The organism is Aureimonas sp. Leaf427, assembly GCF_001425485.1.
In the GTDB taxonomy this organism is placed as follows: Bacteria; Pseudomonadota; Alphaproteobacteria; order Rhizobiales; family Rhizobiaceae; genus Plantimonas.
In genome coordinates this window covers 64,318-79,635 of sequence record NZ_LMQW01000008.1, presented here as the reverse complement: position 1 = coordinate 79,635, position 15,318 = coordinate 64,318, and the positions used below count along the sequence as shown (strand labels likewise).

The following is a 15,318-nucleotide window of genomic DNA, read 5'->3' as shown; positions in this document are numbered from 1 at the left end:
GTCAGAAGCTCCGACTGGTAGCCGATGAGGCCGCGCGTCGGCGCGTGGAACACGAGACGCTGGCGACCGCCGCCGGAGGGGCGCAGCTCGACCATCTCGGCCTTGCGCTCGCTCATCTTCTGCACGACCGCGCCGGCATGCTCCTCGTCGACGTCGATCACGACCTCTTCGATCGGCTCCAGCATGTCGCCGGTCTCTTCGTCCTTCTTCATGATCACGCGCGGACGCGAGATGCCGAGCTCGAAGCCCTCGCGGCGCATGGTCTCGATGAGGACGGCGAGCTGCAATTCGCCGCGGCCGGAGACGTAGAACGAATCCTTGTCCTCGGACTCCTCGATCTTCAGCGCGACGTTGCCCTCGGCCTCCTTGAACAGGCGGTCGCGGATGACGCGGCTCGTGACCTTGTCGCCCTCGGTGCCCGCGAGCGGGCTRTCGTTGACGATGAAGGACATCGTGACCGTCGGCGGATCGATSGGCTGGGCGACGAGCGGGGTGTTGACCGCCGGGTCGCAGAACGTGTCGGCGACCGTGCCCTTCGAAAGGCCCGCGATGGCGACGATGTCGCCGGCTTCCGCGTARTCSAGCGGCACGCGGTCRAGGCCGCGGAAGGCGAGGATCTTGGAGATGCGGCCGGTCTCGAGCTGCGTGCCCTCGCCGTTCAGGACCTTGACGGCCTGGTTCGGCTTGATCGAACCCGACTGGATGCGGCCCGTGATGATGCGGCCGAGGAAGGGGTTGGCTTCGAGGATCGTGCCGATCATCTTGAAGGGCTCGTCCACGCCCGACGTGTCGGGCTCGGGCACATGCTTCACGATGAGRTCGAAGAGCGGCTCGAGGCCCTGGTCCTGCGGGCCGGTCGGCGCGGTCGCCATCCAGCCGCCGCGGCCCGAGCCGTAGAGGACGGGGAAGTCGAGCTGCTCGTCCGTCGCGTCGAGATTGGCGAAGAGATCGAAGATCTCGTTCAGCACTTCCTCGTGGCGCTCGTCGGGACGGTCGATCTTGTTGATCGCCACGATCGGCTTCAGGCCGACCTTCAGCGCCTTGCCGAGCACGAACTTGGTCTGCGGCATCGGGCCTTCCGACGCGTCGACGAGGATGACCGCGCCGTCCACCATGTTCAGGATGCGCTCGACCTCGCCGCCGAAATCGGCGTGTCCGGGCGTGTCGACGATGTTGATCCGCACATCCTTCCACTCGACCGAGGTCGCCTTGGCCAGGATCGTGATGCCACGCTCCTTTTCAAGATCGTTGGAATCCATCGCGCGCTCTTCCGTGCGCTGGTTGTCGCGGAAGGAGCCGGACTGGGCGAGCAGCTTGTCGACAAGCGTCGTCTTGCCATGATCGACGTGCGCGATGATCGCGATGTTGCGNCGTGCGCTGGTTGTCGCGGAAGGAGCCGGACTGGGCGAGCAGCTTGTCGACAAGCGTCGTCTTGCCATGATCGACGTGCGCGATGATCGCGATGTTGCGCAGCCTTTTCGAGCGACTTGCGCCTCTCATGACCGTGATATTACTTCGATATGAAGGCGATACTATGCCAAATATGATCTCATCAAAAATGGTTTCGGCTTTCTGGAAATTGTCTATAGCGGCTTTAATTCGGCTGGGCTCGATTGAGGAAAGCGAAGCCAGAATCTTTGACTTGTGCTCCGCCTCAATTGCGAGTCGAGAAACATATCTAGAAAGCAGGTTAAGCTGTTCGTCGGCTGACATTAGGCTGCCCTCGCCCTACCGAGAAAATGATCCTCTATTTCCTTATGCATTTGCGAAGAGAATTCCGATATACTTTTTGGGTCATGCGCGAGTTGGGCTACTGCGATATCGCGCCTTATTTGGTCTCGAGCCATCTCCAATTCTTGCCTCCATTCCGGCAGCGCAGTGTCCTCTGCATTGCTGAGAATAGATAGGACAGCTTCGATACTATAAGCCTCATACTCCAAGAACTCGATTGAGCGAGATATGTAGGAAGTAATACTCTCAGATGTTTGGTTTAAAAAACAGAGTCTGCTCAAAGAGATGCACCGCTTAAGCATCTTAAGGAAATTGTTCGATTCACGATGATATTGAATTTGCGTCCTTAGCCAATGTATGTATCTTCCTAACTCATAGGGATTGCATAGATCATTTGGAACGACGACACTTGCATCCAGATGGACCTCTTGTGCTGCAAATGTCCGCTCAATCGAGGCGCTTTTGAAGTGATCATCGCAAAAGATCATAACATTAGAAACTTCAATTGGCCTAAATCCATCTGCTACACCAATGAAATCTATCTTTGCGTGAGAAAGAGAATCATTCTGGCTGTCAATTCTAGAAATTGACTCAATAAGTTCCTCTGTCGAAAGACTATCCCACTTCTTCCCGTCAAACTGTATTGACTTAAACAAAATCGGAAGTCCGCTCCAGCTTCGCTCTACAATTGCCCTTGCAGTTATATCTGGCTTCGCTCGTATATACTCACAAAAATCCAGATCACTGATCCTAACGTTTGCTCGCTGACTAGCACCGCTCCCTGATAGGCAAATGACAGAATCGTCTACAGTTTTTATTATTCTCGATAAGCGCCAAACTCCATCCAGCTGTTCACGAGTAGGAAACGCGGGAACAATATGGTATGGGGCTCTCATCACTACAGGCGGGTCTATGCGTATTAAAAATCCTGGATTGTTCAGATCGGCTTGCCATCCTGGGTAAATGCTTTGTTGTACTATCGATATGCCAGACAAATACGAGAGAAGGCCCTCTCTAACTTTTTCAAACATGGTGTTGCCATTAAAGTTATTTTGTCCATTTCGATTTATTAAATAAAAAGACTCACAGACTGCGTATATTGCTGATGCAGACTTATCAACGCCCATTCATCACGATCCTTTATCCCCTTTAGCGCGCGTTATATCCATAGAAAAATGCGGACTAAACCGGCAATTGCCATATCTAGTAGATCATGCGATTGAACCGATAAATAATCATCTCAAGCACTAAGGAGCCGACTCGCCTCTTTATGCCCCTTGTTCGACATAAGCTTGTGAAGGAGCATCTCACTATCTAAGGCCCTTCGCAATTTTCATTTTGTCTCGCGCCCGTTGGATCGTCTGCCGGCTGACGCAAACTCGCGCGAGAGCCTTGATACCGAAGCCTCCTCCCCCAGCTTTTCCCGGACCACCTGCTTATGCGCATCAGTCAGGCTGCACGGATGTCGCTTTGCCCTGCTCGTTCGCCCGGATCATGCCCTCCTGGGTGCGCGCGATCAGAAGGTCGCGTTCGAACTCAGTCACGGCGTTGATGACGCTCATCGTCATGCGGCCCGTCGAGGTGGTGAGGTCGACACCACCCAGCGCCAGGCAGTGGACCTTCACACCCATCTCGGCCAGCGTCTCGACGGTCGTGCGCACGTCCATCGCGTCGCGGCCGAGCCGGTCCATCTCAGTGACGACGAGGATGTCCCCCTCTTCCATCCGATCGAGAAGGCGCGTGAAGCCCGCGCGCTCTTTGATGGCGACCGATCCCGACACGGTCTCCGAGAAGACGCGCCGGGCATGGACGTCGAAATCGGCGGCCTTGATCTTGCCGATCTGGTTTTCGGCGGCCTGGCCGTTTGTTGAGGCGCGGACATAGGCAAAAGTTCGGGACATCGGGCCTCGAAGGCGACCAAATACGCCTCGATCTTATGGGGCATGTCCGATACGAACGACAGCTAGTTTCTGGTCAGCCGTGCCATGACCTGTCCATAAACGGTCGATTTAGAGCACCATCTTCGACAGCTGCTTTCTTCAAACACATGTCTAGGCCGAGCCAATGCCAGTCACCTCGAGGCTGAGTACCATCTAGCCGAGCGATGCTACGAGCCTAAGGATATCCCAAAGAAGGCCTTCTTAGGCAAAGCCTTCGAAACGAAGGCCTTCTAAAGAAAGGCTGTCGGGTTGACGTCCTTCCAAAAAAAGGCTTCCCTAAAGAAGGATATCCAGAGAATGCTGTCGGGAAGGCCTCCTAAACGAAGGCTTTAGTTTTGACGGCTTACCCTGGGTAGGCTTTCTGGAAGGGGTCCTTCATGCCAACCATTGTTCTCGCGAACCCAAAAGGCGGCGCCGGCAAGTCGACGACCGCTCTTGTGCTGGCGACGACCCTTGCTGCCGAAGGTGCGACAGTCACGGTGTTAGACTGCGATCCGAACAAACCAATTGCTGGCTGGCGCACGGGCGCCTCAAACAACCCGGTCGAGGTTGTGTCTGACATCACAGAGAGTACGATCCTTCCAAGGCTCGATGCCCTACGCACACAACGCCAATTCGTGATCGTTGACCTTGAAGGTACAGCGAGCCGGTTGGCCTCGCGAGCCCTATCGCGGGCTCAACTTGTGATTATCCCAATTCAAGCAAGCGCAGTCGATGCGGAACAGGCAGCTCGTGCGATCCAACTCGTACGAGAGGAAGAGCAGTCCTTCGAACGCGAAATTCCATGTCGGGTCGCCTTCACGCGCACGTCGCCGCAGATCGCGACGCGGCTCGAACGGCACATCATTGCAGAATTGAAAGATGGGGAGGTTCCAACCTTCAAGACGGCCCTGCACGAACGTGCCGCCTTTAAGGGAATGTTCTTCTATCGTCTGGCCCTCAACGAACTTGATCCAAAGCAAGTTAATGGTCTGCCAGGCGCGATCGAGAATGCGAACGCCTTCGCCGGCGAGGTTGTCGACATACTTTCAGCAAGAGCACAAGGGAAGGCTGCATGAGCCGCTTCAACTTCAGCAAAATTGTTCCTGATGCTCCTGAAAAACCAGAAGCCTCGACCGCTATGATTGATGCGGTTGCTGATCGGCACAATTTTGTTTCTCGAGAGCCCGCGCAGCGGGTTAAACGCTCGCGTATGGAAGGCCCAATCGAGGTCCTGTCAGTGAAGGGCCCATTGGAAGTGATGAATCGCTTCAAGACCTACGCTAACGAAGAAGGGCACTCTTCATATTGGCAGGCTCTCGACACGCTTCTTAAAAGCATAGGACGCTAGCTAGGCGGCCATAACCTTCTTTCTTCGAAAAGAAATTCAGGGCCGTAAGGCCCTGAAACCGTTTGCACATCCGGTCTCGCGTGGCGAAATTCTTACGCGAAGCTGAAGGCGCTTCCTCTTAAGGGAATGGCGCATGCCCTTCGACTCGGCTAGCCTGAACTAGTTCGTTTTGGGCGACAGGCAGATTCGATGGCAACACCAGCACAAATAGCTGAGATCCGAGCGAGACGCCGCAGCCTTGGCTTGCGGTCTACCGAAGCCGTCCTTCATGAGAACGAGATAGCAGTGCTGGATCGGTTGAAGGAGCGCCTCGGTGCGACCTCTCGGTCTGACGTCCTTCGTGTCCTAATCGCTAAAACGGACATCGAAAGTCTTACACCGGCTGACATAGCTGCCCTCGATCAGAGCGCCGCTTAATGCCGTCCTTCATCATCAACGCGGAGACGCAATAGGCAAAAGAAAAGGCCCCGAAGCGGGGGTCGCGACGGAGCCTGTTCTGGATGACTAAGCACCATCGGAATTAGGCCCTTTCAACCACATCGTCAAGTGAAACGCGGCTTCCCGCCACGGCCTCCTTTTGCCTCGCGCAAGGAGCACCATGGCGACCGAACGATTCCGCATGCCTGGAGGTATGCGGACCCACTTGAGCGTCGCCTACTCGGCCGACGCAACGCCTCCGGCTGACCTGTTCTCAACGGATGCTCAGTCCGCCGGCGCGGGTCCTCATCCCGATTTCGCGGCACGGGCCGCCATCTGGCGCGAGCAGCGCGAGGGCCTAATCTCCGTCGCCGAGGCGCAGCGGCGATCGGCGCTCGTCGGCGTCCTGAAACCGCTCGTCGCCGCTCCAGCAGCCTTCAAGCCATCGGCGCGCCCGCGCCATTCACGGCCAGCGCCGAACGACAGCCGTCAGTACGCCCCCGAGATGGCGACCACGGCCGCGCGCGATGATCGCCTGACGCCGAACGCCAAGAGCTTTCTGCAGGTGCTGCGCGCCCGCTGCGGCAAGGGGAGATCGACCGAGTTCGCCAAGGCGACGCTGGCGGCCGTCATGAGCCGTTCAGCGCGCACGATCCGGCGCTNCTGCAGGTGCTGCGCGCCCGCTGCGGCAAGGGGAGATCGACCGAGTTCGCCAAGGCGACGCTGGCGGCCGTCATGAGCCGTTCAGCGCGCACGATCCGGCGCTACATCGTCGACCTCGAGCGCTTCGGCTACATCAAGACCGCGATCCGCAAGACGGGGAGGGGGCTTCACACCGGCCTCGTCGTCACGATCACCGAAAAGACCGTGCCCTTCTACGAGGACCTGAAGGGCCTTGCCGCCTGGCTCTCGGAAACCCCTGCCGCGTTCGACACTGCCTTCATTGGTCGTGTCCTCGGAAATCATGGGGTGACAAAACTGTCACTCAAAAACCAGATCCATCAATATCATCCCTTCAGACAGTCCAAAGCAGCCAAGAATGGTCTGGTGGGCGCCGGCTAGTGCCGTCCTGATACCGTCTGCGCCAGAGTGGCGGCCTCGTTCCAACCCGCTCCAGCAGCCTCCAGGGCGCTGAAACGAGGGGGTGCGGCTCGGCGTGGCCCACCGCGCGCTCGGTTTTGGCTCGGTCGCTGCCAGAGCGGCGGCCGATCGCGCTCGCATGCCCTTCTGCCGGCGCCCGCCGCCGGGCGTTTCTCGTCAAGGAGCGATCCTGGCTCGGCTCGCGTCAGGCCGCTTCCCAGACCTGGTTCAGAATCCAGGCGGCGATCTCCGCCTTGTCCTGCGGCAGGAAGCGGCCGTAATGCTGGGCCACCATCTCCGGCGTGTCCTGGATCGCGTAGCTCGCCTGTGGGTGCGGCTGCACGAGAAGAAGGCAAACGGCACAAGCTACGGTGCCAACATAACCTCGAAGCCTACCTACACGCCGATCGACGGTGCCGGCATCGGCGATGATCCGAAGGGGCCGCCGTTTCGCACTATTGGCTGAGGCACGCGCTGGCTCACCACGACTCCCCTTCTCTTATGCAACGCCTTTGCGATGGTCCGGTACCGGGCGGAGGCTGAAGCGGTCGCGACGACGATCGGCACCACACCTTTCGCGCAACTGGCATTACCGCCTATCTTAAGAACGGCGGCACGCTGGAGAAGACGGCGCCGATAGTGAGTCATGCCAGCAGGCGAACGACGCAGCTTTATGACCGGCGCTCGAACGAGGTCACGCTTGATGAGGTCGAGCCGGTGATTTAGGATAGATCTACATTCTTGGTAGATCTGCAGGAAAGCCGGTCGGCGGGAAATCGATATCGCCTGTCAAAAATCCATCGTCTGGATGCCGTTCACGCGCCATTTTCTCAATATCTTCCGGCATGACTTCTGCCGATTTGTTTTCGAGGACCGAGTTTACCTCAGCCACTTCTTCTGCAAGAGCAGGATCCTCGAAGCGGCTTTCCTCAGTTACGAGACCGAAGCTTTCTTGCGACCATGTACAATTTGATGTCTGGCGACAAGCAGAACCTTTGCTCACACGACCCCATTTGGACGATCCCACAAGGACGGCATAGTACATGGCATTGGCCTTTGCCAAAGGTACGCCGCTATCGATCAAAATCTCTAAGAATACTCGTTGAGTCCGACTCCATGGACGAACTTGAACCGTGCAGTAGTGGTCATGGATAACGGAAGCAGGTAAGAACTCGGGACGGAATGACCCGCCAATAATTGGCTTAAAGATAAGTGGGATCGATGCACCGTCTGTTATCTGCCCAGCCCGAACCTCCCATCCTACTTGATGCTGGTCAATGTAACCAAATGTGTAAGCTACGACCTTCAGCGGTCCACGTGGGTTGCGTGGATATGGCTTGAGAACGAGTCTGCCTGTGAAGCTGCCCATTGCCATTTGAGTTTCCTATGCACTCGCAGATGACGCGAGCTGTTGCGATTTGTGACAGTGCCATGCTGTGAACGAACTGACCGCGACTAGACCTGCCGAGCTGGTGAGGCGATTTCCAGGAGGTACAGCGTCGGATTGAGCAATGCATTGGGCCGCGCTTTGCCAGGAAGCCACCGTTCGTTTGCGGTCGTACCGGACCGATACGTCTCGAAATGCAGCATGGCGGTGCCGCTGATCGTTCCGATCTTCTGCCCTGCCCGCACCTTATCGCCGACTGACCAGCCGAATTGTCGCCGGGAAGTTTCAGCCACCTCGCCATAATTGATGACGAGGTCGGCATGCGCGACAAGCAAGGCGTAGGACATATCGCCCTTGGAGGTGCGGTAGAACGGATAGTAGTTGACGATCCGGCCGTCTTCGCAAGCGATGACCTCATCGCCTTGGTTCGCGTATAGGTCAAGGCCGACGTGAAAGCGCGCGCCACCGTTGCGTGAAGCGAGGAAACGTCTCCCAGAGGCTCCGACCATCTCACCGGACACGGTCTGGAAGGATACGACGTGGGCAGACGCGAGCGTTGTGGATACTGGCCACGCCCTATTGGCGACGGGCGTCCGGCTTTGCGCAAAGGGTACGGGGTTTCCTTCCGGTACCTGCTTTGGCATTGCGGGAAGGACTGAGAGCGAACTCTTCACACGATCATCGTCGATCTCCTTCCCCTGATCGTCCTCCGGCAGATTCTCCGCGCTTTCTCCGCTGGCGATGATGCCTGTTCGGTTTCCGTGGACCTGACCGATGCTACCCTTCTCCAGCGATACGCGCGACGCCGGTCCGCTATTCTGCGTCGGTGCCGGCCCCGGGCCAACAGGTTCGTCGAGCCGCCTGATCTGTTGCACGGACTCGGTCGCCGCTATCGTCGCATCCTTACGGCGCGACCCGAAAGAGCTGCCTAGCCAGAAATTGAGAACGGTTGCGAAGGCAGCCGTCAAGGCGCCGAACAGCAGATGGATGATTTGCAGCGTTTGGGGAGGTAGCCCGGACAAGGCACCCGTAGCGGCGGCGAACAGCACGCCGAAGAAGCCGATCACCACGATGTAGGAGAGGACGGGCGGTGTGTAACTTGTGGACTTGGAAGCGTCAGCGAGTTCGATCAGGAGCTGCCGTGCGTTCTCGGTCGAGTTCAGCTGCAGTGCGTTATAGGCGAGATCCGAAGTAGATGCTTTGACTTCCGCTGCGAGGTCGGCCTTATGTATCTCCAGATCCAAGTTAGCCAGTTGGACCCGGAGCTGTTCCGTCAGCGGGGGCGAGGCATCGAGTTTCTGCTTGGCCGCGATGGCGTCGCTCTCTCCGGTAACGTTGTTCACGGCGGCTTCGATCTGTTCTCCGATCGCCCCCGTCTCATCGGTAGCAAGCCTTCGGAGGATTTCCGGCACGATGGCAGCGGCTATCGCAATAAGCGGGCTCACGTCGGCCTCCTGGCTCTTAGAATACTTTGCGGCTCAGGCTGGGCGAACCATGCGGTTGACCGTCGCGCGAATGCCGCCGATCGTTCCGACATCGACGTCGAACTGATACAGGTTACGTTCATCCATGATTTCGATCAGCTTGCTTCCGTATGCCGGATCGGTGGCGTAGACCCCGGTGAGCGCTTTGGCGAATTCTTTCGGGTCTCGACGATGCTCGCGTGCCTTCGCGTAGTACCGGCTCGATCCGAGCAGTCTGCCGTGCCGATCGAAGGCCTCGTCAAAATTCTGGAATTTTCGGAACTTCGCAATAACGCGCTCGCGCCGTCCGTTCCTCACCTCTGTCGTGGTCGCAGCCACGAACGGCTCCCCTGCGCGTGCCTTGATGCCAAACGGATTGTTACTCCCCGGCGGCATCCTGGTTCCCCAAGCACTCTCGAGACCGAACTGAGCAAGGCAGACGGAGGCTGGAATATCCCAAGCCCGCTGCGAAGCCTGCGCCGCGTCGACGATTGCGGTCGCGATCCCGGCAACCGTGCCGCCAGGACGGTCTGTATCCGTCGTCTTCACGGCGCCTCCTCCGGTCGCTTCTTGTCCGCCTCCAGACGGGCCGCTCCGCGGCGGATCCTTGGATCGCTCTCTCTCATTCAGCTCCGAGAATTGCTGAACAGCGGTCGCGGTCGCGGTCGTCGCATCCTTGCGTCGGGAGCCGAGAGACGACCCGAACCAGAAGTTCAATACCGTTGCGAAGGCCGTGGCGAGCGCCCCAAACAGTAGATTGACGATCTGCGGGCTTGTGACGCTGCCAGGTTCACCAGCCGTCTCGGGAAAACTGCCGGTCATTAAGAGGGCGATCGCGCCGAAAAAGCCGATCACGACCAATCCAGACAGGATGGATGGTGTCCAGGCGCTAGGGCTATTGAGTTTCGCGAGTTGCTTGAGCGTTTCTCGGGCGCCTTCCGTGGAGTTCAGCTGCAGCGCGTTGTAATCTAGATCGGCGCTGGTCGCCTCAGCTTCGGCACCAAGATCCGCTTGGTGACGCTCGAGCGCGAGTTGGGCAAGCTGGACTCGCACGTCCATGTCGGTCTCGGGTTCGGCATCGAGCGTGGCCTTGGCGGCCTCCGGCGTCTTTGCCTTGGTCAGCTCTTTAACAATATCGACCGCCCTGTCAGATAACCCACCCAGCGGATCCAAGGCGATCAGTTTCTTCAGATCTGGTAGAAGTGACGTTACGAGAACGATCCATGGATCCATGGGAGCCTCCAGAAGCCATGCAAGATTGTTCTAGTAATTTGGCGGATGTCAACCTCTAGGCGTTACGTAAGGTTGCTCGATATGTCCCCAAGACGACCGAGCCCTGTTGGCGAATTGTCATGCTGCGAAAAGGGCGAAGCACGAGGTGCGCGTTTTTGCCAAGGTGAACCGCCCCGGGTTTTCCGGAGGCTGATTGTTTTGAGTCCTACGCGGCGATCGGGGCTACCTCAAGCTGTGCTTAGTAGTGTTCTTCCGCCTCGGCGGGCAGAATGTTTCCGATGGGCCCGAGGAGCCGGCGATTGTTGAACCAGTCGACCCACTCGAGGGTGTCGAATTCGACGGCTTCGCAGCTTCACCATGGTTCGCGCCGATGGATGATCTCGGTCTTGTAGAGGCCGTTGATCGTCTCGGCGATGGCGTTGATGCTCCTATGTCGGTCAAGCGGCATTTGAGGCTTCTTCCTGCTGGGTCGCCGGCTTGCAGAGGTTGTTGAAGATTTCTCGTGCGATGTAGCGTTTGAGGCAGCGTCGGATTTCCCGACGCGATTTCCCTTCGGCGGTTCTCCGCTGCACATAGGTTTTCGTGCTGGGATGGGAGCGCATCCTGACAACTGCGACGCGATGCAGTGCAGCGTTGGCTTGCCGGTTTCCGCCTCGATTGAGGCGGTGGCGGGTCGTCTTGCCGCTGGATGCCGGGATGGGGCAGACGCCGCAAAGCTTGGCGAACGCGGCCTCGGATCTGATGCGCTCTGGATTGTCACCGAGAACGATCAGCATCTCCGCGATCGTTCCGGTGGAGATGCCTGGCGCGGCCATCAAGGTCGGCGCCCGAAGACGGACAAGCGTCTCGAGAGCATGATCGAGTTCGCGGATTTCCACGTCGAGAGCGAGCCAGCGATGGGCCAGCATGCGCAGTGCCGTCTTGGCCGAGGCTGTGGTCGAAGTGATGGGTCCGGGACGCAAAGCCGCCAACGCCCGGATCAGCGTCATCCGTCCGGTGATGGCGATGAACTGCTCGCGCAGAAGCTGGGGGGCGTTGACAAGCAGCGTTTTGAGCGTGACCATCGCTTGGGAGCGAGCCTTCATGGCGGTGTCGCGCACGATCTTCAACTGACGGATCATCTCGACCTCGCCGTCGCCGGACTTGGGGCGGGTGCGAGCCTCACCGGACAGAACGGCCCGGGCGGCAGCTTCGGCATCGATCGTATCGTTCTTGCCATGCTGGCGCCGGAGCCGACGGTTCGGCCGATCAACCTCGATGACGTGATATCCTTGCAGGGTCAGCGCTCGGAACAAGCCTGCGCCGTAGGATCCGGTGCCTTCGATGCCGTAGGCTTGGACAGCTCCGTGAATGTTGGCCCACCGAACAAGCTTTCGATACCCGGCTGCTGTGGCCGGAATTGAAAGGGTGCCAAGACGTGCGCCCAGGTTGGTGATGGCGATGGCGACGTGAGCATCCTTGTGCGTGTCAACGCCGATGATGATGGTATCCTGCATGTCGGTCCTCCAGGTGGGGAACCCGACGCTACGCTTTGACGGGACAGGACTGTGACGGGATGGCGGTCCCTCAAGCTCCTATGAAGTCACGCATCGAAGCGCGGTCGGGCGCAGCCTGGAAGGCCGGCAGATCAACGCCATGACACAAGGTCAATCGTAGCACGGGCCAGACCCTTCAGGCTGCCCGCATAGTCTCACAGTCGTAGGAATCTCCGACGCTTCCAACCGATGGCTCGATGCCGGCATCGGCGAGACGCTCGGTGTATCTCATCGAAACGTATTGGACGCCACAATCGCTGTGATGGACGAGGCCTCCCTTCCGGACAGGCCTTCGATCATGAAGCGCCTGCTCTAAAGCATCGAGAACGAATTCCGTCCTGGCCGAGCGCGACACCCGCCAGCTGACGATGCGACGCCCGAAGACATCTATGACGAATGCGACGTAGACGAAGCCGGCCCAGGTGGCGACGTAGGTGAAGTCCGGGACCCAGAGGCATTCGGACAGGGCGCCTTGAACTGGCGGTTGACCCGGTCGAGCGGACACGGGGCGGCGGGATTGCTGACCGTGGTGCGCACGGTCCTGCCACGTACCGCGCCCTTCAGGCCCATCTCCCGCGTGAGGCGAGCCACCGTGCAGCGGGCGACGTCGATCCCTTCGCGCCCCATCTGGGGTCAGCACATAGAACGGACCCAGATATACGCTAACGGATCGCCGCGACGGCCAAAGCGGGACGTCTGCTAAGGATCGACCGGGTGGAAAGGCGACGGTCCGGTTTCGGAATGAACGGGGTCAATAGTGGCTGTTGATCATATATGCTGGGCGGCGGCAGTTCCTTTCCAACTGCAATCTCAACTTAGGTTTTCCTGAAGTGGACCCGTTATGCCGCTGATTAATGGAGTAATGTGGATACTCTCAGGGGCCTTCCTAGTCGCTTTCGTGACTATGCTCGGGACGATTATCACAGGGATTGTCGTCACGCGCGGGATCGTGACTCTGCCTGAAGAGCGTCATCTACCGTACTGGCAGAGAAAAGCGGTTCAGCAACGGCGTGGCATGGCGTTGTACCACGAAGCTCGATATCGAAAAATCAGGGCTGTCATGTTCGGTTCTGCTATTGCCGCGCTATTATCGTTTTCCGGTGCATTTCTGATTGTTGCGGCTACCAAAGGACTAAACTAGCCGCAGTGTCCGATTTGATGGTCCGTCGCCTAGATGGAGAACAGCCGTAAAGGGTGGATTGCGATCGGTCCGCTTGCAGGTAGATGCTTACGATAGCCGACATTTCCCGCAGGCGTTCGGGCCGAGAATGGGCCTTTCAGGGGTCGAATTTGCCCGCTTTGGTTTGGTCCCGCATCGGGGGCCTTCCAGCTTTCGGTGGTCTCTCTCCGCTTCGTGCCCAGCCCATGAAAACAGCGCCGATTAGAACTATGGCTAGAAAGAAGGCATCGACACCAACCGCGAACCAAAATGCTTCGGGGTCTCTGTCAATGGACACGATCCCATGCCGACGTGCTCGGATGGTCCCGTAACTCCAAGCTCCGTAGAGTTCGGAAACAGCGAAGAGCGTTCCGCCTCCGACGACGATAGCCGCAATCGCAAGTTTGGCGCGTTCGATCAGGCGGTCGCGGTCGAAACGATTCAATGACGACGCCTCCCTCCACAACCCTCATGCGATCCTATCCCCCAATGGTTCACGAGACGCTGACCCATGGTCGGAAGTGGCGATCCGTTAACGACCGCTTCAGACGATACTGTTTCCGCTCATGAACGGCGTGGAAGGGTCGAAACCTACTTGCCGGGAAACACCTGTTTCCACAAACCCTGTCGGATTGACCCCGTTCCACGGAAACCAACGAGGACGGGTTTTCCGACGCCTTAGCGTAGTTCTGGGTCCGTCTTATGTGCTGCCCCCAATACTACGGCTCTCACACCGTCCGCCTGCCGGTGGCGACGTCCGACACGTCGCGCCTCATCCGCGCGGCGATGCACGGCCTCGCTTGCGTCTACAAGCCGGGGTTCAGCTACAAAAAAGCCGGCGTGATCTGCCTCGACCTGCATCCAGCCTCCGCCGTGCAATCCACCCTGTTCCATCAGCCAGACGACCCTGGCCGGGTCGAGCTGATGCGGCTCATGGATAAGCTGAACCAGCGCTACGGCCGCGGAAAGGTGGCCTTTGCCGCGACCGGAACCCGACGCGCCTGGGCGTTGCGCAGCGATCACCTCTCGGCCCGCTTCACGACGAATTGGACAGAGTTGCTAAGAGTTTGACCCACGACAATTGTCGTGTATCGTCTTTTTTAAATAATGTAGGGTATTATTGATGGCAAAGCGCGTAACCGTTCAAAGCGGAACTATGTTCAAAACACTTACGTCTGCCAAGACTTATTACAACGACCTGCGCGAGGCGATACCTGTAGGAGGATTAGTATCCGAACCAGACAAGTCTGATCTTGTAGATATATATCATCGCTATTGCGTCGCTACAAACTGGCCATCTGAGAAAGCTGTCGATGTTACAACAGCTATGGATAATGAAAAACGCTCAGCAGGATCTTATGCGATGACAAAGGCGTTTGCTGTGGTAAATGAGTCAGGGAAACCCATAGTTTTTAGCATTTACAGGGCGCTGGAGGCTATTGCTGTCTGATAACATGTCATCGTAGATGATCATCTATCGATGTGTCCGAAGTCTTCAGCGATATGTCCGAAGCGGTTTTTGATAAATCCCTCGGCTGCCTGACAATTTGGGTTTAAATTTCGAGGCAGTCACGAATGAAAGGATTGCACGAATGGCACCCCAAAAAATCAACGACGATAAGCTATTGTACGAAATTGCCCGCGTCATGCTTCACAAGCCAAACGCGCCGTTTGCGGCCATCTGCCGTCAAGCTATGGCGCGAGTGCCCATGGATCATCACTCTGAGGAAGCTTCCCGGCGTAGATTGCAGCGCAAGTTCGGAAAAACGCGTGCGTACTGAATGCGCATTGCCCAAGAGGAGCGTCGGCAAGCTGAAGCCGAGAACCTACGGAAGATTGCTGCGGGCATCGCAGAGAGTGGCCGACGTATCAGTGAAGCTATGCGCCCGTTTCAGGAATCGATGCAACGTGCTGCTACTGCTTTTCGGCCATTATATGAGAACACCAGAAGGATCGCGGACTTGATGGGACCTGCCCAGAAGGCCCTGTCTCAAGCAACGGAGGGGAGCCGTTTAGCGCATGCGGCGCTTCAGTCTATAAGAC

12 protein-coding genes and 5 pseudogenes are annotated in these 15,318 nt (G+C 57.9%); 6 read left to right on the top strand and 11 right to left on the bottom strand.

Going from position 1 to position 15,318, the window contains the following annotated elements; all coding sequences use genetic code 11:
* The 4 genes and pseudogenes from ASG62_RS07375 to ASG62_RS07370 form a co-directional block, all read right to left on the bottom strand.
* A pseudogene (locus ASG62_RS07375) lies at positions 1-1,370 on the bottom strand (GTP-binding protein); the annotation flags it as partial.
* A gap of 1 nt (position 1,371) precedes the next feature.
* Positions 1,372-1,713, bottom strand: a 342-nt coding sequence (locus ASG62_RS27360; RefSeq protein WP_210168392.1) for a GTP-binding protein, incomplete at its 3' end; no start/stop codon positions are given.
* On the bottom strand, positions 1,713-2,858 hold the full coding sequence (locus tag ASG62_RS26305; protein WP_156382014.1) for a hypothetical protein: 1,146 nt from the start codon (positions 2,856-2,858) through the stop codon (positions 1,713-1,715). The genes ASG62_RS27360 and ASG62_RS26305, both read right to left, overlap by 1 nt.
* A gap of 183 nt (positions 2,859-3,041) precedes the next feature.
* Positions 3,042-3,632 (bottom strand): annotated as a pseudogene (locus ASG62_RS07370) (recombinase family protein).
* A gap of 416 nt (positions 3,633-4,048) precedes the next feature.
* Here ASG62_RS07370 and ASG62_RS25420 point away from each other — a divergent pair.
* The 4 genes and pseudogenes from ASG62_RS25420 to ASG62_RS07365 all read left to right on the top strand — a co-directional run.
* Positions 4,049-4,729 (top strand): ParA family protein, encoded by a 681-nt coding sequence (locus tag ASG62_RS25420; RefSeq protein WP_082537091.1) that lies wholly within the window; start codon positions 4,049-4,051, stop codon positions 4,727-4,729.
* Positions 4,726-5,001, top strand: coding sequence for a hypothetical protein (locus ASG62_RS26300; RefSeq protein ID WP_156382013.1), 276 nt, complete (start codon positions 4,726-4,728; stop codon positions 4,999-5,001). Before ASG62_RS25420 ends, ASG62_RS26300 begins: the two co-directional genes overlap by 4 nt.
* Positions 5,002-5,190: 189 nt before the next feature.
* Positions 5,191-5,418, top strand: coding sequence for a ribbon-helix-helix protein, CopG family (locus tag ASG62_RS25415; RefSeq protein WP_082537090.1), 228 nt, complete (start codon positions 5,191-5,193; stop codon positions 5,416-5,418).
* Positions 5,419-6,081: 663 nt separating this feature from the next.
* Positions 6,082-6,480, top strand: a pseudogene (locus ASG62_RS07365) (helix-turn-helix domain-containing protein); the annotation flags it as partial.
* A 223-nt stretch (positions 6,481-6,703) separates the two neighbouring features.
* Here the strand turns inward: ASG62_RS07365 and ASG62_RS26295 are convergent.
* The 7 genes and pseudogenes from ASG62_RS26295 to ASG62_RS25400 form a co-directional block, all read right to left on the bottom strand.
* Positions 6,704-6,841: a hypothetical protein gene (locus ASG62_RS26295; protein ID WP_156382012.1), complete on the bottom strand. Its 138-nt coding sequence runs from the start codon at positions 6,839-6,841 to the stop codon at positions 6,704-6,706.
* 390 nt (positions 6,842-7,231) lie between these two features.
* Positions 7,232-7,873, bottom strand: coding sequence for a DUF1353 domain-containing protein (locus ASG62_RS25405; protein ID WP_082537089.1), 642 nt, complete (start codon positions 7,871-7,873; stop codon positions 7,232-7,234).
* An 80-nt stretch (positions 7,874-7,953) separates the two neighbouring features.
* A complete protein-coding gene (locus ASG62_RS07360; protein ID WP_056692432.1) occupies positions 7,954-9,330 on the bottom strand; it encodes a M23 family metallopeptidase in 1,377 nt (458 codons plus the stop codon).
* Positions 9,331-9,363: 33 nt separating this feature from the next.
* Complete coding sequence (locus ASG62_RS07355) at positions 9,364-10,581, bottom strand: glycoside hydrolase family 73 protein (protein WP_056692427.1); 1,218 nt, start codon at positions 10,579-10,581, stop codon at positions 9,364-9,366.
* Between the two features lie 238 nt (positions 10,582-10,819).
* Positions 10,820-11,002: pseudogene (locus ASG62_RS26290) on the bottom strand (IS3 family transposase); the annotation flags it as partial.
* 16 nt (positions 11,003-11,018) lie between these two features.
* Positions 11,019-12,077 (bottom strand): IS110 family transposase, encoded by a 1,059-nt coding sequence (locus ASG62_RS07350; protein ID WP_056692424.1) that lies wholly within the window; start codon positions 12,075-12,077, stop codon positions 11,019-11,021.
* Positions 12,078-12,276: 199 nt separating this feature from the next.
* Positions 12,277-12,746 (bottom strand): annotated as a pseudogene (locus ASG62_RS25400) (IS3 family transposase); the annotation flags it as partial.
* 1,231 nt (positions 12,747-13,977) lie between these two features.
* On the opposite strand from ASG62_RS25400, the gene ASG62_RS07345 reads away from it, so the two are divergent.
* Positions 13,978-14,346 carry a DUF4113 domain-containing protein gene (locus ASG62_RS07345; RefSeq protein WP_056692420.1) on the top strand — a complete coding sequence of 123 codons (369 nt, stop codon included), beginning with the start codon at positions 13,978-13,980 and terminating at the stop codon, positions 14,344-14,346.
* A gap of 52 nt (positions 14,347-14,398) precedes the next feature.
* The gene (locus tag ASG62_RS26285) at positions 14,399-14,725 is read left to right on the top strand and encodes a hypothetical protein (RefSeq protein WP_156382011.1); all 327 of its coding nucleotides are present in this window, start codon (positions 14,399-14,401) and stop codon (positions 14,723-14,725) included.
* The last annotated feature ends 593 nt before the right edge of the window (positions 14,726-15,318 follow it).